We start from the raw sequence: 15,718 nt of genomic DNA on the forward strand, positions 1-15,718 counted from the left end.
AAGGACACCATCGCCTACTGCCGCATCGGTGAGCGCTCCGCGCTGACCTGGTTCGTGCTGCACGAGCTGCTCGGCGTGGAGAACGTCAAGAACTACGACGGCTCCTGGACCGAGTACGGCTCCCTGGTGGGCGTGCCGATCGAGCTCGGCGCCGGCAAGTAACAGACCCGACCGACCTATCTGACCTCTGGAGAAGCACATGTGTGGAGCGAAGGCCGGCGGCCCCGACGCCTCGACGATCAAGCCCGGTGAGACGACGATCCAGGGCCAGGTGACCCGTGACGGCGAGCCGGTGACGGGCTACGTCCGCCTGCTCGACTCGACCGGCGAGTTCACCGCGGAGGTCCCCACCTCCGCCACCGGCCAGTTCCGGTTCTACGCCGCCGAGGGCACCTGGACCGTCCGGGCCCTGGTGCCCGGCGGCAGCGCCGACCGCACGGTCGTCGCCCAGCAGGGCGGCCTCGCGGAGGTCGCGATCGCGGTCTGACGGCCCCGCCGTCACGAAGGGCCGCACCCGCGGGTTGGACGCCTGGGTGCGGCCCTTCGGCATGCCGCGCGACGACGGGGGCCGCCCTACCCTGGACACATGTACGCCCGCCGTCGTCACGTCTACTTCGCCATGATGGGCATCTGTATCGGGCTGTTCGTGCTGGCCTGGGGCGTGGTGCGCATCTGGTCGGTGCCGGCCGCGGTCGGCATGTGCGTCGTCGCCATGGTGATCCCGCCGGCCGCCGCGATGGTCGCCAACCGGCGCGGACCCGACGACCGCTGGTGGGACGACCCGTCCGGCGACCCGCAGTCGGACGAGTGGTGGGACGAACTGGACGGCAAGAAGCGCCACTGAGCCGCGCGACCGCCGCCGCCGCCGGCGGCGCGTTCCCGGCGGGCCTCGCGGGCCTCGCGGGCCTCGCGGGCCGTGCCGCCCTCGCCGCGAGCCTCAGTAGACGAGCGCCTGGGTCTCCTCGCCCAGTGCCTCCTGCACGAACACCTGCGCCCCCGCGATCCGCACCCCCTCGATCACGTCCTTCTCCGTGATCTCGCGGCGGGCGGCGCACTGGGTGCACAGGGTGATGCGCCCGGCCGCGAGGATCGAGTCGATCAGGTCCGGCAGCGGGGCCGCGTGCGGAAGCTCGAACTCGGCCGCGCGGCCCGGCAGCGCGAACCACGAGGACTCCCCGGTCAGCCACAGCGAGACGTCCACCCCGCTGGCCACCGCCACCGCCGCCACCGTGAACGCCTGAGAGCAGCGCTCGGGGGCGTCCGCCCCTGCCGTCACCTTGATCACGAGCTTCTTCGCCATGGCCGAATCGTAATCAACTCCCTTACAACTGCGGGCGAGGCCTGCGGGTCTCCCGTGAAGCGCGTATACGGAGTGATCGCTTCACGTTGTGTGGGGGACGCCTTGGACGTACCGGAAAGACCCGGAGAAGCAGTACCGGAAGCAGCAGTACCCGAAGTACCAGTACCGGAAGAACCAGCAGTGCCCGGGCGCCGGCGTGGTCGTACCGCCGCGCTCGTCGCCGGCGCCGCCGTGCTCGGTGTCGTGGCCGGCGTCTGCACGGGCTACGTCATCCAGGCCGGCCGCGAGCCGACCCCGCTGCCGCCGCTGTCCCAGCCGGTGGTACGGCAGGCGAAGGGCGCGCCCGAACCGCTGTCGGCCGCGCGGGACCGGCAGGTGAGGACCGAGGGCGACCTGCGCAAGCTGCTGCTCAAGGCGCCCAGCGGGGCGCGGGACAACCCGCTGGGGGTGGGCCGGGACGGCTGGATGAACCTCAGCGAGTACGCGGAGACGTTCAACAAGCCGGACGTGGCCTTCCGCGGTCAGCTCCGCAGCCAGTTCCGGCGCGCGGCCGTCGCCGCGTGGCGCACGGGCGGCACGCGGCTCGTGGAGATCCACCTGGTGCAGTACCGCCAGGAGGAGAGCATGGGCGCCTCGCAGCAGGCGGACAACGGCGAGTACTGGGCCGAGCGGGAACCGGGCAGCCACGGCTGGGAGATCCCGGGCACGGACGACGGCATGGCATACGCCGACAGCACGCCGGACCGGAAGCCCGGCTATGTCCCCGTGTACTCGGCCGAGGCGCACGCCTGGCGCGGCGACATCGCCATGGAGATCTACGCCTACGACACCAGCCCGATCCCCAAGAAGGACATCATGGACCTGGCCGAACGGCAGGTGGGGCGGCTGTGAACGAGCCCGAGCCGCAGCCGCAGCCGCAGCCGCAGCCGCAGCAGGAGCAGGAGCAGGAGCAGGAGCGGGAGCGGGAGCAGCCGGCGTCCGGGAAGCCGCGCCGGCGGGGGCGCGTCGGCGTGATCGCCGGGTGCGCCGTCCTGCTCGCCGCCGTCCTCGGCGGTACCGGCTTCACCGTGGTCACCGTGCGCGACGCCGGCCACGACCCGGGCGCGCCCGTCTGGGACGTGCCGGAGAAGGCCAAGGACCGGCCCGCAGCGCGGCCCGCCGCGACCGGCCTCAAGGGCATGCTGCTGCCCTACGGCACCGGCACCGGCGGCTACGACCCCGGCCCGGACATGGGCGAGTTCGGCTCCGACGCCCAGTTGAGCGGCGCCCGCGCCACCGCGCTGCGCAAGCAGGCGCTGCGGAGCCTGCCGCGCAGCGCGCGCCGGCAGCTGGAGAAGCAGATCGACAAGCAGCACATCAAGGGCATGGCGATGCGCAGCTACCTGAGCGGGCGGGGCGCCGCCGCTCTGGACGAGGACCGGGTCTTCACCATGGAGGTCGTGCTGTCCCAGCTGGGCAGTCGGCGCACGGCCCGCTCCCTGGCCGGGTACCAGCAGGAGTTCCTCGACGCCCTGAAGGTCCTCAGGCAGGGCCCGAGGATCGAGGGCCACGACAACGCCCGCTGCTTCCTGCCGCCCGCGAACTCCAAGGAGAAGCTCGACGTCATGGTGTGCTCGGCGTACGTGGGCGACGTCCAGGTCACCGCCACCGCCTACGCGGTCGGGCCCATCGACAAGAAGGGCGTGGCGAAGATGCTCCGCGCGCAACTCGACCGCATCAAGGAACCCGGGGCGGCGATATGAGCGACCAGCGGCCCCTCGCGCCGGCCCCCGTCCCGCCCCTGCCGCCGTACCAGCCCCTGGTCCCGGCGCCGGCCGCCCCCGTGGTCAGGAAGGACCGCCGGGTGCTGCGGGCCGTGCTGCGCTGGGGCGCGGCCGTGCTCGTGCTCGCCGCGGCCGGGGTGTCCACGGCGTACGGCGTCACCCGGATGGACCGGACGGATCTGCCGGGTCTCGCCACCGCCTCCGACGGGCGCTGGGACTACCCGGAGATCGTCCGGCCGCCGCTGCCGTCCGGCAGCCCGGGCCCCTTCGCGGAGGTGAACAGTGCCGGGGCGCACTACGCCGATCTGCGGGCCCTCGTCCTGCCCGCCCCCGCCGGGGCGGTGGAGGACAAGGCGCTGCGCGGCAAGGACGGCTGGCTGGCGACCGGGGACTTCCTCGCGGAGTACGCCAAGAAGGACGAGCGCACCGAGTTCGCGCACCGGCTCGCGGACCACGGTCTGCGGCACGTCGCCGCCCGCGGCTGGACCACCGAGGACGGCACGCACACGCGGATCTACCTGCTGCAGTTCGGCTCCGCGGTCCTCGTGGACGACCTGTTCGAGCACACGGTCGTCCACTACGGGCCGGGCTACACCGTGCGCGGCGCGGGCGCCTCGCAATACGCCGCCGTCCCCGGCGGGTCCACGCTGGAGGACGTCACCGAGACGGCCTTCGCCGAGTCCAAGCCGTACGGCGCCGAACAGGTGCGCCAGGGCTACCTCTCCGCGGGCGACACCCTCGCCGTCGTCCTCCAGTCCCGCAAGGGCTCGGCCCCCGCGGTGCCCTTCCACCAGACGATGACCCTCCAGGCGGAACTGCTCGACTGAGCCCGCGCACGCACCTCGGCGCACCTCACGAAGAGGGCCGGGCCCCGGCCGACTAAGCTGGGGCCCGGCCCTGTGTACGCACGTACCGCACCGCACCGCGCTCGACAAGGAGCACCCCGTGGAGATCTTCTTCGAAACCCTGCTGGTCCTGGTCTGCGTCGGCGTCCTCGCCTTCGCCTACCTGACCGTGAAGAAGCTGTACCAGGGCCAGCGCTGACGACGTCCAGGAGTCCCCGCTCATGATCGAGATCCCGTCCGACCTCCACAAGGACCTCGTCCCCCTCGCCTTCCTGCTCGGCGACTGGGCCGGTGCCGGCGTGCACGACTTCCCCGGCGCCGAGAAGTGCAACTTCGGCCAGGAGGTCACCTTCACCCACGACGGCCGGGACTTCCTGGAGTACCACTCCCGTACCTGGGTGCTGGACAACGACGGCAACAAGGTGAAGCCGCTGGAGACCGAGTCCGGCTTCTGGCGGATCGACGCCGGCCGCAGGGTCGAGGTCACGATGACCCGCGACGACGGCGTCATCGAGATCTGGTACGGCGAACTGGCCGACAAGAAGCCCCAGATCGACCTGGTCACCGACGCCGTGGCCCGCACCGCCGCCTCCCGCCCCTACACCGGCGGCAAGCGGCTGTACGGCTACGTCAAGAGCGATCTGATGTGGGTCGGCGAGAAGCAGACCCCCGAGGTCGGGCTGCGCCCCTACATGTCCGCCCACCTGAAGAAGGTCGTCACCCCCGAGGACGTGGAGCGCTGGGCCAAGGCCCTCCCGGACGATCTGCCGGACGACGGCATCGCCTTCTTCAAGTAGGCCGGGCGACTGGTCCTAGACTTTCAGTGTGGTGAGCACCGACTGGAAGACCGATCTGCGGCAGCGCGGCTACCGGCTGACGCCGCAGCGGCAACTCGTGCTCGAAGCCGTGGACACCCTGGAGCACGCGACCCCCGACGCCATCCTCGGCGAAGTGAGGAAGACGGCGTCGGGGGTCAACATCTCCACGGTGTACCGGACCCTGGAGCTGCTGGAGGAGCTGGGCCTGGTCAGCCACGCCCACCTCGGGCACGGCGCTCCCACCTACCACCTCGCCGACCGGCACCACCATCTGCACCTGGTCTGCCGGGACTGCGAGAACGTCATCGAGGCCGACGTGGAGGTGGCGGCCGACTTCACGGCCAAGCTGCGGCAGCAGTTCGGCTTCGACACCGACATGAAGCACTTCGCGATCTTCGGCCGCTGCCAGGACTGTTCGCTGAAGAGTTCAACTACCACGTCGTAGGCTGGCCCGTATGAAGAGCCCCTTGCTGTCCCTGCCCGGCGCCGTCCCCGCCGAGGGCGTGGACGAAGGCGTCGCCGCCCACTACGGCGACCTGTTCCGCGAGCAGCGCGCCCTCGCGGACGGCACCGGATTCGTCGATCTCTCCCACCGCGGTGTCGTCACCGTCTCCGGCGAGGACCGGCTGAGCTGGCTGCACCTGCTGCTCACCCAGCACGTCAGCGAGCTGCCCGTCGGCCAGGCCACCGAGGCGCTGATCCTCTCCGCGCACGGCCACATCGAGCACGCGCTCTATCTGGTCGACGACGGCGAGACGGTGTGGGCCCACGTGGAGCCCGGCACCCAGGAGGCGCTGATCGCCTATCTGGAGTCGATGAAGTTCTTCTACCGGGTAGAGGTCGCCGACCGCACCGGCGACTTCGCCGTGGTGCACCTCCCGGCCGGTTCGATCACCGAGACGCCCGAGGGAGTCGTCGTACGGGAGACCGCGCACGGCCGGGACCTGTTCCTGCCGCGCGCCGACCTGGAGTCGTACGCGGAGAAGGCCGGGCCGCCCGCCGGGATCCTCGCCCACGAGGCGCTGCGCGTCGAGCAGCACCGCCCGCGCGTCGGCTTCGAGACCGACCACCGCACGATCCCGCACGAGCTGGGCTGGATCGGCACCGCGGTCCATCTGCAGAAGGGCTGCTACCGCGGGCAGGAGACCGTGGCCCGGGTGCACAACCTCGGCAAGCCGCCGCGCCGCCTGGTCTTCCTGCACCTGGACGGCAGCGAGGTGCACCTGCCGGTGCCGGGCACGGAGATCCGCCTCGCCGACGAGGGGCCGGACGGCCGCAAGGTCGGCTTCGTGACCACGTCCGTACGGCACTTCGAGCTCGGCCCGGTCGCGCTCGCCCTGGTCAAGCGGAACGTCCCGGTGGACGCGCGGCTGATGGCGGGGGACACGGCGGCGGCCCAGGAGACGGTCGTCGAGCCGTAGGCCGCCGAGCCTGGCTCCCGCCGGTCCGGGGGCCGGGGCTCAGACCTCGATCAGTACGGTGAACGGGCCGTCGTTCGTCAGCGCCACGCGCATGCGCGCGCCGAACCGGCCCGTCGCCACCGTCGCGCCCAGCGCCCGCAGCTGGGCGACCACCTCGTCGACGAGAGGTTCGGCGACATCGCCGGGGGCGGCCGCGTTCCAGGTGGGGCGGCGGCCCTTGCGGGCGTCGCCGTAGAGCGTGAACTGGCTGATGACCAGCAGCGGGGCGCCGATGTCGCTGCACGACCTCTCCCCGTGCAGCATGCGGATCGACCACAGCTTGCGGGCGAGCTGCGCCGCCTTCTCCTTGGTGTCCTCGTGGGTCACCCCCACCAGGACGCACAGCCCCTCGCCCTCGATCGCGCCGACCGTCTCGCCCGCCACGACGACGCTCGCGCCGTCCACCCTCTGCACCACTGCACGCATGGCGACCATCATGCCGGGCCCCGGAAGTGACCGGCGGCCGCTCAGGTCACGGGTGGCGAAGTCCATATCGTGATTCTTTATGCTCCGTAACCCCCCATCTGGGGCTGATCGGGGGCACTCGTTCACATTCTGGCCACTCGGGGTGGCACGATGCTGTCGTACGCGCCGGTCGAGGGGACGGTTGAGACGCATGAACACATCAGTCGCCGGAGAAGCCCGGATGCCCGGCGCTGCCGGTGTCCTCGGAGCTCTGGAGGGACACCGGCCGCCGGTGCAGCGCACCGACAGCCCGCCGCCGCTGACCATGCTGAGCCTGCCCGAGTTGCGCGCCCTGTGCCGGCAGGCGCAGCGCGACGAGGCCGACCTCAGTTACGTACGGCGGCTGATCCAGGGGCGGATCGACATCCTGCGCGCGGAGCTGGCCCGGCGTGGCTCGGGTCCCGAGCCGGTCGTGGCGGCCGGGCGCACGCCCGCGGACGGGCCGGCCTCCGTGGTGGAGCGGCTGGCGGAGATCCTCAGGGACGCGCCCGCCCGGCAGCGCTCCTCCGCCCGCCATGTGACCCTCGGCACACCGTACAGCGAGGAGTACCGGCGGCTGGCCGCCCAGATGCTCGCCGAGGTCGAGCTGTCGGACCTCGGCGCCCGCACCGACCTGGAGCTGGGCGCGGCGATGGGCCGCCTGGTGGAGTACGAACAGCAGGTGTCCCACCGCCGGCAGGAGCTCCAGCGCACGGCCGACGGCTGCGGGGCGGAGATCGCCCGCAGGTACCGTGATGGGGAAGCGCAAGTGGACGACCTGCTCGTCTGACGCGGCGGCCACGGCGATCCCGGGCGCGCGTGGGGCAGGCCGCCGCCGTGCTCCCGGTTCCCACCCGCCGTCCCGGAAGGCCACCGCCGATGTCCGAGTCACCCGCGCCCGTCCCGTCCGTCTCCACCCCGGCGCCGCAGGTCCTCGCCGAGGTGGTGCGCTCCGGGTTCGTGGAGGGGCGGCACCGGGGGAGCCTGGTGCTGCTGGGCGCGGACGGTTCGGTGGAGCTGGCGCTCGGCGACGTGAACGCGCCGGTGTTCCCGCGCTCGTCGAACAAGCCGATGCAGGCGGCGGGCGTGCTGCGCGCGGGCCTGGACCTGTCGGGGGAGCGGCTGGCGCTCGCCGCGGCCAGCCACTCGGGGGAGGTCTTCCACCGCGACCTCGTCCACAAGATGCTCGGCGAGCACGGCCTGACCCCCGACCAACTCCAGTGCCCGCCCGACCTGCCGCTGGACGCCGAGGAGCGGGAGACATACCTGGCGGCCGGGGCGGTGCGCGACCGCGTGACCATGAACTGCTCCGGCAAGCACACCGCGATGCTCGCCGTCTGCGCGCTGCGCGGGTGGCCGCTGGATTCGTATCTGGACCCGGGGCACCCGTTGCAGCGGCTCATCCACACGGTGGTGGAGGAGGCGGCGGGGGAGCCGGTCGCGGCGGTCGGCACGGACGGCTGCGGCGCGCCGCTCATGGCGATCAGCCTCACGGGCCTGGCCCGCGCCTACCGTTCCTTCGTCCTCGCCGAGCCCGGCAGCCCCGAACGCCGGGTCGCCGACGCCATGCGCGCCCACCCGGAGTACGTCGCCGGGACCCGCCGCCCCGACACCTGGCTGATGCGCGAGATCCCGGGCGCCCTGTCCAAGATGGGCGCGGAGGCGGTGCAGGCGGTCGCCCTGCCGGACGGCCGCGCCCTGGCCTTCAAGATCGACGACGGATCCCCCCGCTCCCTGGGCCCGGTCCTGGCCCGGGCCCTGACCCTCCTGAACATCGACTCCCCGGTCCTCCCCCGCATAGCCCACACGCCCCTCCACGGCGGCTCCCGAGAGGTCGGCGAAGTCAGAGCGGTCTTCTGACCCGACGGGTGCCGGTCCGGGCAAGCCGGTGCCGGGCCCGGAAGGCCGGTGCCGGGCCCGGAAGGCCGGTGCCGGGCCCGGAAAAAGGTGGCGACACCCCGGTCGGGGGGTGTCTACCGTCGAGCCATGACTGCTGCCGTCCGGGTCCGTTCCGATTCCGAGATACGTTCCGTCACCGACGCCGAGGTCCCCGACTGGATCCGCGCCCTCAACACCGGCTTCCTGCGCGCCCCCATGGCCTCCGAGGCCGAGGTGGCGGACCGGCGTTCCCAGCTGATCCCCGACCGCACGCTCGGCGCGTTCGACGCCGGCCGGTGCGTGGCGACGTTCCGCTCCTTCCGGCAGGAACTCACCGCCGTCGGCGGCGCCGCCGTTCCCGCCGACGCCATCACCAACGTCAGCGTCACCTCCACCCACCGCCGCCGCGGCCTGCTCAGCCGCATGATGGCCAAGGACCTGGCGGCCGCGAAGGACCGCGGCGACGTCGTCGCCACCCTGATCGCCGCCGAGTACCCGATCTACGGCCGCTACGGCTTCGGTCCCGCCACCCACGCCACCGAGTGGATGATCGACGTACCCCGCGCCGGCCTCGACCGCCGCTACGCGGGCCCGGACGACGGCGGCCGGGTGGACCTCGTCGACGGCGAGGACGTCCGCAAGCTGGGCCCCGAACTGCACGAGCGGCTGCGCCGCCGCCAGCCCGGCGCGGTCGACCGCACCGACCGCTGGTGGCAGGTCAGCACTGGCGTGGTGCGCAGGGACGGCTCCCCGTGGACCGAGCCGTTCTACGCCGTCCACCGCGGCCCGGACGGCACGGTGGAGGGCCTGGCCGCGTACACCTGCGACGACACCTGGTCGGACGCCAAGCAGCCGCTGAACACGGTCACGGTGAAGAACCTGATCGCGGTGACCCCGGCCGCCGAGCGCGCCCTGTGGCTGCACCTGTGCTCCATCGACTGGGTCACCAAGGTCAGGAGCGGCTACCGCGCCCCCGACGACCTGCTCCCCCACCTCCTTCCCGACCCCCGTGCGGCCACCCCCCTCACGCACGCGGACTGGCTGTGGGTGCGGATCCTGGACGTCGTACGGGCCCTTGAGGCGCGGACGTACGAGGGGTCGGGCACGCTGGTGCTCGAGGTGGTGGACCCGGCGGGCCCGGCCGGCGGCCGCCGGCGGCTCGAGGCCACGCCCGAGGGCGCGAGCTGCACGCCGACGACCGAGTCGGCCGATCTGACCCTCGACGTCGCTCAGTTGGCGGCCCTGTGGCTCGGCGACGAGTCCGCGGTGCGGCTCGCCGCCCTCGGCCGGGTCCAGGAAGAACGAGCGGGCGCCGCCCGGTCGGCCGACGCCCTGCTGCGTACGTCCAGGCGGCCTTGGTGCCCGGACATGTTCTGAGCGCTCCTTCCTGCCGGTGACGGTGAGAGGGATGACGCATCCGTAGCTTGGCTGTTCAGTTGTGGCTGTGCTTGACGGTCACGATGTTGAGTTGTGGCTGTGCCGCCCGTGGTTGTCCACGGTTGTTCAGTTGTGACTGTGCCGTGGTGCCGGGTGCCGGCCCGCTGTCCTTGTGCGCCGGCGCCGATCGACCGTGCTCCCGGCTCCCCTCCGGAAGGGAGCGCGGTCCGTCGTTTCCCAACCGTCACCCTGGTGGCCAACACTTGGAAAGTTTGACCATGTCGGTCAAGTTGGCCACCAACTTCACTCTTCTTATCTCCGCTTGGAAGCGACTCATAACCACCTTCCATGGAACTGCCTAAACATGGCGGGAAGTTGTACCGTTTGGCCGTGGACGCGGAACACGCCACCGCCGGTGGGCGGACGGGGCCCCAGCGGTCACACCGCGAGGTCGCCGACGAACTGCGGCGCCGGATCAGGACCGGCCGGCTGCGGCCGGGCGAGCGCATGCCCACGCAGGCCAGGCTGGCCGACGAGTTCGGCGTGGAGCGCGGCGCCGTGCGCCAGGCCCTGCGCATCCTGCAGTCGGAGCACCTGCTCACCAACATGACCAAGGGCAGCCCGGCGATCGTCGCAGCCGACCCGGTGCGGGCGCTGACCGGCCCGGCGGCCCCGCCGCTGCCCACCACGGTCGCCCTCGCACCCCGGATCGCCGCCGCCTTCGCCGCCTCCCACGTCGAGATCGACGCCCTGTGCCTGACCTCGATCTCGCTCACCCTCGCCATCGGTGAACCGCTGCGCCAGATCCACGCCGGGCGAATGAAACCGGCCAAGGTCGACGTGCGGGTGCTGCTGCCGTCCCGGGACATCGACCTCGCCTTCCCCACCCCGGTGGACGCCACCGCCTCCGCCCCGCTGCGCCGGCGCTGGCTGGCCCAGCGCAACGCCCAGGGCCAGGTGCTCCGCCACAACCTGCTGGCCCTGCGCGCCACCCACGGCATCGACGTGCGCGTGACCTTCCGCGCCCTGCCCTTCACCCCGCCGGTCAAGCTCTACCTGCTCAACGGCGCGGAGGCGCTCTACGCCTACTACACGCTGCGCCGGCGCGAGGAGGAGATCGATCACGAGCCACTCGAGCTCTACGACGCCGAGGGCACCCAGTCGGTGCTGTTCGCCTTCGAGCAGGGCGCCGGGGCGCGCGACACCACCTTCGTCGAGCAGTCCCACCTGTGGTTCAACGCGCTGTGGGAGACGATCAGTTCGGAGCTGACGCTGACCGGCTGACGCCGGCGGCGGACGCTCAGGAACCGATGTCTCCCACGTGGACGGACGAGCCCCCGGGGGACGAGCCCTCAGAGGGCGGGTTCTAGGGAGCCGGGCCCTCAGAGAGCGGGCCCGGCCAGGAGCATGGCCAGGACCACGGCTCCCACCGAGCTGATGGTCGGGTTCCTGGACTTGAGGCCGACGGTGAGCAGCAGCAGGCCGACGAAGCCCATCGCGCCGTACTTCCACTGCACGAGCTGCTCGAAGCCGACGACGAAGACTGCGGACAGAATGGCGAACACAGGCACGGCGATCTCCCCCTTCGGGCTTTCCTGGCGGTCTGGCTGGAGTGGGGGGTTGCATGAGGCAAAACTTCCGCCAACTCAATCAAGTTGGCAACCAACTCTGATGTAGTTGTCCCCACTTGGTCCCTACTTATAAACAAGTTCCAAACAACTCCCGCCAGATGGATCAAAGTTGTAGCGTTTGGTCGTGACTCAGGAGAACGTGGCCGTGAACGGCAGCAGAAGAAGCTCGCCGCAGGAGATCGCCGATGCCCTGCGCGAGCGGATCCGCGCCGGCGAGCTCAAGCCCGGCGACCGCCTTCCCACCCAGGCCGAGCTCGCCGAGGAGTTCGGCGTGGAGCGCGGCACCGTGCGCCAGGCCCTGCGGCTCCTCCAGGCCGACGGCCTGCTGAGCAACGTCAGCAAGGGCAGCCCCCCGAGGATCGCCGCTCCGGCCGCGGCCGGCTCCGAGCCCCAGCCGACCATGGTGGGCCTCGCACCACGGCTGGTGGAGGCCTTCGAGGCCCGGCGGGTCCGCATCGACGCCGCCTGCCTGACCGCCGAGACGCTGATGATCGCCCTCGGCGAGCCCGTCCGGCTGATCCACGAGGGCCGGCTGCGCCCCGAGTCCATCGACGTACGACTGCTGCTGCCCTCCCGCGACATCGACCTGGCCTTCCCGGTCTCGGTCGACCACGACAGCGACGACGACCCGGTCCACCGGCGCTGGCTCGACCAGCGCAACGCCCAGGGCCACGTACTGCGCCACAACCTCAACGCGCTGCGTGCCACCCACGGCATCGACGTCCGTGTGGCCTTCCGCGCCCTGCCGTTCACCCCGCCGGTCAAGCTCTACCTGCTCAACGGCGCGGAGGCGCTCATGGCGTACTACATGATCACCCGCCGCGAGGAGCCCGCCGACGACGGCACCCTCGACATGTACGACGTCCTCGGCACCGAGTCCCTCCTGTTCTCCTTCGAGAGGGCGACCGGGGCGCGGGACGCCGCCTTCGTGGAGGAATCCCAGAAGTGGTTCGACGCCCTCTGGGAAACCATCACGACGGATCTGACACTCTCCTAGTGACTTCTGATACGACGCAGACTGAAGCGGTGACAGCCGAGACCGGGAACGACACCGAGAACCTGCGGGAACCGATCACCCGCGCCCAAGTGGTCCTCTGGGACTTCGACGGCCCCATCTGCCGCCTGTTCGCGGGGCATTCGGCGGAGCGGGTGGCGAGGGAACTGGTCGACTGGCTGAGCGGCCGCGGCCTGCACGGACTGCTCACCGAGGGCGAGCGCGGTGCCGTCGATCCGCACGTGGTGCTGCGCGCCGTGGACCGCAGGCACCCCGGCAGCGACCTGCTCGCGGAACTGGAGGAGCGGCTGACGCAGGAGGAACTGCGGGCCGTGACGACCGCCATGCCCACCGCGTACGCCGACCCGCTGATCCGCACCTGGAAGGCGCTGGGCGCCCGCCTGGCCGTCGTCACCAACAACTCGCCCCGCACGGTGCAGACGTACCTGGAGAGCCGCACGCTGCTTCCCTGCTTCGCCCCGCACATCTACGGCCGCACGCAGGAACTGCGCCGCCTCAAGCCGGACCCGCACTTCCTCAACCGCGCGCTGAACGCCATGGGCGCCGCGCCGGAGACCGCCCTGATGATCGGCGACACGCCCTCGGACTTCGCCGCGGCCCGCGAGGCCGAGGTGCCCTTCCTCGGCTACGCGCGCAACGAGCGCAAGGCCAAGCTGCTGCGCGAAGCCGGCGCGACCCTGGTCGTGGAGTCACTGGAACCGGTGCTGCGGACCGTCCGCGATCAGGCCTGAGTCATCAGCAGCGTCAGCGCCACGGCGGCCCCCACCGCCAGACCGCTGTGCCGCGCTCGCACGCCGACCGCGAGCGCGCACAGCAGCACCACTCCCACCCAGCCGAGCTTCTCCTGCGTCAGCGTGCCCGCAAGCAGCCCGAGGCCCTCTCTGATCGCCGCGTTCAGGACCATGCCCCTCCGCCTCCCGTCCCCTCGGCCCTAGACTCGCCAACAACCATTCCAATTGGACTGGTTGCCGTAGATTGGTTGTCCCCGGACTGATTGATCGCCTAACCAGCCAGTCAAGTTGGACTGGCTGGTTGACCGAAAGCGGTTTGGCGGCGGGCGTGTGGCGGTACGGTCGCTCTGTGAGCGAGCAGTACGGCGAGGAGGCCGGCGGCCGCGAGTTCCAGCGCGTCGCCGACGAGTTGCGCTCCCGGATGACCGACGGCACGTACCCGCTGCGCGGTTTCCTGCCCGCACAGCGCGACCTCGCCAAGGAACTCGGCGTCTCACGCGACACGGTGCAGCGCGCGCTTCGCGAGTTGCAGCGCGAGGGCTGGATCGAATCGCGGCAGGGCAGCGGGTCGCGGGTGCTCAGGACGCAGCGCATCCACTCGCCGGCGGGCAGCCGCGTCCCCGGCCGGCCGGTGACCCTCGGGCCGCTCATCGGCAGCGCCTTCGAGGAGCCCGAAGTGACGCTGGACGTCTACACGTTGACCTCCGAATCGCTCGACGCCCACATCCGGCTCCAGGCCGAGCGCATCCAGGCGGGCGCGATCGCGCCGCGGCACATCGGGGTGCGGATGCTGCTGCCCGCGGACTCGGTCCCGTACCCCTATGGGCGGTCCGCGGACGGCCGTTACGACGACGTCCTGCGGGAGCGGGTCCGGGGCGTCACCCGCCGGCATGTCGAATCACTGCGCTCCACGCTGCGGTACCTGCGCACGACAAAGCTGGTGCCCTCGGTCGACGTGCGGATCCGCTATGCCCCGTTGACCCCGGCGTTCAAGCTCTACCTGATCAACAAGGCCGAGGCGCTGCACGGTTTCTACGAGGTCTACGAGCGCCTGGTGGATCTGGACGACGGCACCGAGATCGAGGCGGTGGACGTCGTAGGCCTGGGCGCCACCCTCACGCACCATGTGAGGAGCGACGACGCGCAAGCGCAGGGCACCGTGTTCGTCGAGACCACGCAGAAGTGGTTCGACTCAGTCTGGGACTTCCTGGCCGAGGAGTGAACCTGACCCCGGCGGACCTGGGCGGAGCATTCCGGCGGCCTCGATGACGGGGTCGTGGGAGGAGACGACCGCATTCGCGCCGCCCTCCCTCATCTCCCGCGCAAGGACCGGGTCCTGCGTGTAGCCGAGAAAACAGGTTCCGGCTGATCGGGCCGCCTTCAGATCCGTGACCTTGTCGCCCACGAGAAGGCATTGGGAGGCGGGGAGCGAAAGGCGTTCGAGGGCACGCACGACACAATCCGGATCGGGTTTCATGAGCCGTGCGTCCCGTGGGTCGCGACCGAATACGCCGGCGAACTCGCCCTCGATTCCCAGCTTTCCCAGATAGGCGCGGATGGGGGCCTCGGCATTGTTGCTGACCACGGCCAGCCGCATTCCGAGCGACCGCAGCGACACGACCAGGTCGTCGAGCCGCGGGGCCGGCCGGGCCGTCCGCACCGCCCTCGACTCCTGCCGTGCCACGATGCGTTCGGCCACCACCAGCGGCCGCCGGCCGCGTGCCCGGGGGGCGGGGGTGTCGTACATGTCCCGCAGCCGCCGCAGGATGTCGTGCGAGTCGTCGCAGGCCGCGGCCTCCGGGGCGAGCGGCCCCCAGTACCAGCGGGCCCGCCGTTTGATCCGCGCCGCCACGCCCGCCGTGGACGTACCCGCGAAGAGGTCGCAGACCGGTCCGTCGAAGTCGAGCAGCACCGCGCGGGTGGTGGTCAGCAGCCCGGCCAGGGAGCCGGGCTCCCCGGCCGGTTCCGCCGTGGGCGGTCTCGTCGCGGTCATCGCGGCAGTGTGCCCCAGTGACGCGTCCCCCCGCCAGCCGCTCGGTTCGGCGCGGAATGCCGTTTCTGCGGGGCTTCGGCCGTGCGTCCGCGTCGTCCGAACGCGCCCCTGTTCCCTCTATCCGGCGATTCCGGCGGCACTGAATGGCCCAATCCTCCACCGCGGCCCGACCTCCTCGGAGTAACGTGCGTCTCCCCTTCAACCATCGGCTCAACCGGAACGGGCGCGACGCGACGAATGACACCCCAAGCGGTCTCCGGAGCACGTCGGCGGGCCGACGAAATGAGCGGCGACGCGTCCGTCGTCAAGGGCCCGCTCGAGGGGGGATACCACCACGAGACGTACGTCTTCCCGCTGCCGGACGGGTCGCGCGAGGTCAAGTGCCGGGAGCCGCGTGAGGAGATCCTGTGGTTCGACCGCAGGTGTTTCCTCTCGGAGGAGGAGCTGCTCGGGGCGCTGCGGG

The 15,718-nt window shown here is 71.6% G+C and carries 21 protein-coding genes and 1 pseudogene; 17 read left to right on the forward strand and 5 right to left on the reverse strand.

Annotation, left to right across the window (positions count from 1 at the left end):
* The 3 genes from IE249_RS37635 to IE249_RS17635 form a co-directional block, all read left to right on the forward strand.
* Positions 1-162 (forward strand): rhodanese-like domain-containing protein (locus tag IE249_RS37635; RefSeq protein ID WP_268249706.1); only part of this gene is annotated, 162 nt, incomplete at its 5' end.
* Between the two features lie 37 nt (positions 163-199).
* Complete coding sequence (locus IE249_RS17630; RefSeq protein ID WP_006139129.1) at positions 200-487, forward strand: DUF1416 domain-containing protein; 288 nt, start codon at positions 200-202, stop codon at positions 485-487.
* 99 nt (positions 488-586) lie between these two features.
* Positions 587-844 carry a DUF3099 domain-containing protein gene (locus tag IE249_RS17635; RefSeq protein ID WP_189705788.1) on the forward strand — a complete coding sequence of 86 codons (258 nt, stop codon included), beginning with the start codon at positions 587-589 and terminating at the stop codon, positions 842-844.
* A 93-nt stretch (positions 845-937) separates the two neighbouring features.
* On the opposite strand, the gene IE249_RS17640 is transcribed toward IE249_RS17635, so the two are convergent.
* Complete coding sequence (locus tag IE249_RS17640; RefSeq protein ID WP_189705789.1) at positions 938-1,300, reverse strand: DsrE family protein; 363 nt, start codon at positions 1,298-1,300, stop codon at positions 938-940.
* Positions 1,301-1,480: 180 nt separating this feature from the next.
* Here IE249_RS17640 and IE249_RS17645 point away from each other — a divergent pair, with 180 nt between their 5' ends.
* The 6 genes from IE249_RS17645 to ygfZ all read left to right on the forward strand — a co-directional run bounded on the left by IE249_RS17645 (position 1,481) and on the right by ygfZ (position 6,147).
* Positions 1,481-2,191 carry a hypothetical protein gene (locus tag IE249_RS17645; protein WP_229858736.1) on the forward strand — a complete coding sequence of 237 codons (711 nt, stop codon included), beginning with the start codon at positions 1,481-1,483 and terminating at the stop codon, positions 2,189-2,191.
* Positions 2,188-3,042, forward strand: a complete 855-nt coding sequence (locus IE249_RS17650; RefSeq protein WP_189705791.1) for a hypothetical protein — start codon at positions 2,188-2,190, stop codon at positions 3,040-3,042. The genes IE249_RS17645 and IE249_RS17650 overlap by 4 nt, the downstream gene beginning before the upstream one ends.
* A complete protein-coding gene (locus IE249_RS17655; RefSeq protein WP_189705792.1) occupies positions 3,039-3,890 on the forward strand; it encodes a hypothetical protein in 852 nt (283 codons plus the stop codon). Before IE249_RS17650 ends, IE249_RS17655 begins: the two co-directional genes overlap by 4 nt.
* Positions 3,891-4,129: 239 nt before the next feature.
* The gene (locus IE249_RS17660; protein WP_189705793.1) at positions 4,130-4,705 is read left to right on the forward strand and encodes a heme-binding beta-barrel domain-containing protein; all 576 of its coding nucleotides are present in this window, start codon (positions 4,130-4,132) and stop codon (positions 4,703-4,705) included.
* A 28-nt stretch (positions 4,706-4,733) separates the two neighbouring features.
* Complete coding sequence (locus IE249_RS17665; protein WP_189705794.1) at positions 4,734-5,171, forward strand: Fur family transcriptional regulator; 438 nt, start codon at positions 4,734-4,736, stop codon at positions 5,169-5,171.
* A 10-nt stretch (positions 5,172-5,181) separates the two neighbouring features.
* Positions 5,182-6,147, forward strand: coding sequence for a CAF17-like 4Fe-4S cluster assembly/insertion protein YgfZ (ygfZ, locus tag IE249_RS17670; RefSeq protein ID WP_189705795.1), 966 nt, complete (start codon positions 5,182-5,184; stop codon positions 6,145-6,147).
* A 39-nt stretch (positions 6,148-6,186) separates the two neighbouring features.
* Here ygfZ and dtd read toward each other — a convergent pair whose 3' ends face one another.
* Complete coding sequence (gene dtd / locus IE249_RS17675) at positions 6,187-6,612, reverse strand: D-aminoacyl-tRNA deacylase (RefSeq protein WP_189705796.1); 426 nt, start codon at positions 6,610-6,612, stop codon at positions 6,187-6,189.
* Between the two features lie 190 nt (positions 6,613-6,802).
* Here dtd and IE249_RS17680 point away from each other — a divergent pair, with 190 nt between their 5' ends.
* From IE249_RS17680 to IE249_RS17695, 4 genes are all read left to right on the forward strand, one after another.
* The gene (locus IE249_RS17680) at positions 6,803-7,420 is read left to right on the forward strand and encodes an RsiG family protein (protein ID WP_189705797.1); all 618 of its coding nucleotides are present in this window, start codon (positions 6,803-6,805) and stop codon (positions 7,418-7,420) included.
* 89 nt (positions 7,421-7,509) lie between these two features.
* Positions 7,510-8,490, forward strand: a complete 981-nt coding sequence (locus IE249_RS17685) for an asparaginase (protein ID WP_189705798.1) — start codon at positions 7,510-7,512, stop codon at positions 8,488-8,490.
* A 126-nt stretch (positions 8,491-8,616) separates the two neighbouring features.
* A complete protein-coding gene (locus IE249_RS17690) occupies positions 8,617-9,885 on the forward strand; it encodes a GNAT family N-acetyltransferase (protein WP_189705799.1) in 1,269 nt (422 codons plus the stop codon).
* Between the two features lie 384 nt (positions 9,886-10,269).
* Positions 10,270-11,169: a GntR family transcriptional regulator gene (locus IE249_RS17695; protein ID WP_229858738.1), complete on the forward strand. Its 900-nt coding sequence runs from the start codon at positions 10,270-10,272 to the stop codon at positions 11,167-11,169.
* A gap of 98 nt (positions 11,170-11,267) precedes the next feature.
* On the opposite strand, the gene IE249_RS17700 is transcribed toward IE249_RS17695, so the two are convergent.
* Complete coding sequence (locus IE249_RS17700; RefSeq protein ID WP_189705801.1) at positions 11,268-11,456, reverse strand: hypothetical protein; 189 nt, start codon at positions 11,454-11,456, stop codon at positions 11,268-11,270.
* Between the two features lie 178 nt (positions 11,457-11,634).
* On the opposite strand from IE249_RS17700, the gene IE249_RS17705 reads away from it, so the two are divergent.
* Entirely contained in the window at positions 11,635-12,513 is an 879-nt protein-coding gene (locus tag IE249_RS17705; RefSeq protein WP_189705802.1) for a winged helix-turn-helix domain-containing protein, read from the forward strand.
* 29 nt (positions 12,514-12,542) lie between these two features.
* Complete coding sequence (locus tag IE249_RS17710; protein ID WP_229858739.1) at positions 12,543-13,262, forward strand: HAD family hydrolase; 720 nt, start codon at positions 12,543-12,545, stop codon at positions 13,260-13,262.
* Here IE249_RS17710 and IE249_RS17715 read toward each other — a convergent pair.
* Positions 13,253-13,435: a hypothetical protein gene (locus IE249_RS17715; protein ID WP_189705804.1), complete on the reverse strand. Its 183-nt coding sequence runs from the start codon at positions 13,433-13,435 to the stop codon at positions 13,253-13,255. The two genes, IE249_RS17710 and IE249_RS17715, sit on opposite strands and share 10 nt — an antisense overlap.
* A 176-nt stretch (positions 13,436-13,611) precedes the next feature.
* Between IE249_RS17715 and IE249_RS17720 the strand changes: the two genes are divergently transcribed.
* Entirely contained in the window at positions 13,612-14,484 is an 873-nt protein-coding gene (locus IE249_RS17720) for a winged helix-turn-helix domain-containing protein (protein WP_189705805.1), read from the forward strand.
* Here IE249_RS17720 and IE249_RS17725 read toward each other — a convergent pair.
* Positions 14,455-15,255 carry an HAD family hydrolase gene (locus tag IE249_RS17725; protein WP_189705806.1) on the reverse strand — a complete coding sequence of 267 codons (801 nt, stop codon included), beginning with the start codon at positions 15,253-15,255 and terminating at the stop codon, positions 14,455-14,457. The two genes, IE249_RS17720 and IE249_RS17725, sit on opposite strands and share 30 nt — an antisense overlap.
* A gap of 282 nt (positions 15,256-15,537) precedes the next feature.
* Here IE249_RS17725 and IE249_RS37640 point away from each other — a divergent pair.
* A pseudogene (locus IE249_RS37640) lies at positions 15,538-15,718 on the forward strand (aminoglycoside phosphotransferase family protein); the annotation flags it as partial.

The sequence above is a fragment of the Streptomyces anandii JCM 4720 genome, from assembly GCF_014650655.1.
GTDB classification, from domain to species: domain Bacteria; phylum Actinomycetota; class Actinomycetes; order Streptomycetales; family Streptomycetaceae; genus Streptomyces; species Streptomyces anandii.

Bases quoted from the DNA above. Each gene is read 5' to 3' on its own strand.
- IE249_RS17655 (WP_189705792.1), top strand. From the start codon at position 3,039: ATGAGCGACCAGCGGCCCCTCGCGCCGGCCCCCGTCCCGCCCCTGCCG.
- dtd (WP_189705796.1), bottom strand. From the start codon at position 6,612: ATGCGTGCAGTGGTGCAGAGGGTGGACGGCGCGAGCGTCGTCGTGGCG.
- IE249_RS17640 (WP_189705789.1), bottom strand. From the start codon at position 1,300: ATGGCGAAGAAGCTCGTGATCAAGGTGACGGCAGGGGCGGACGCCCCC.
- IE249_RS17690 (WP_189705799.1), top strand. From the start codon at position 8,617: ATGACTGCTGCCGTCCGGGTCCGTTCCGATTCCGAGATACGTTCCGTC.
- IE249_RS17680 (WP_189705797.1), top strand. From the start codon at position 6,803: ATGAACACATCAGTCGCCGGAGAAGCCCGGATGCCCGGCGCTGCCGGT.
- IE249_RS17685 (WP_189705798.1), top strand. From the start codon at position 7,510: ATGTCCGAGTCACCCGCGCCCGTCCCGTCCGTCTCCACCCCGGCGCCG.
- IE249_RS17715 (WP_189705804.1), bottom strand. From the start codon at position 13,435: ATGGTCCTGAACGCGGCGATCAGAGAGGGCCTCGGGCTGCTTGCGGGC.
- IE249_RS17635 (WP_189705788.1), top strand. From the start codon at position 587: ATGTACGCCCGCCGTCGTCACGTCTACTTCGCCATGATGGGCATCTGT.
- IE249_RS17660 (WP_189705793.1), top strand. From the start codon at position 4,130: ATGATCGAGATCCCGTCCGACCTCCACAAGGACCTCGTCCCCCTCGCC.
- IE249_RS17630 (WP_006139129.1), top strand. From the start codon at position 200: ATGTGTGGAGCGAAGGCCGGCGGCCCCGACGCCTCGACGATCAAGCCC.
- ygfZ (WP_189705795.1), top strand. From the start codon at position 5,182: ATGAAGAGCCCCTTGCTGTCCCTGCCCGGCGCCGTCCCCGCCGAGGGC.
- IE249_RS17725 (WP_189705806.1), bottom strand. From the start codon at position 15,255: ATGACCGCGACGAGACCGCCCACGGCGGAACCGGCCGGGGAGCCCGGC.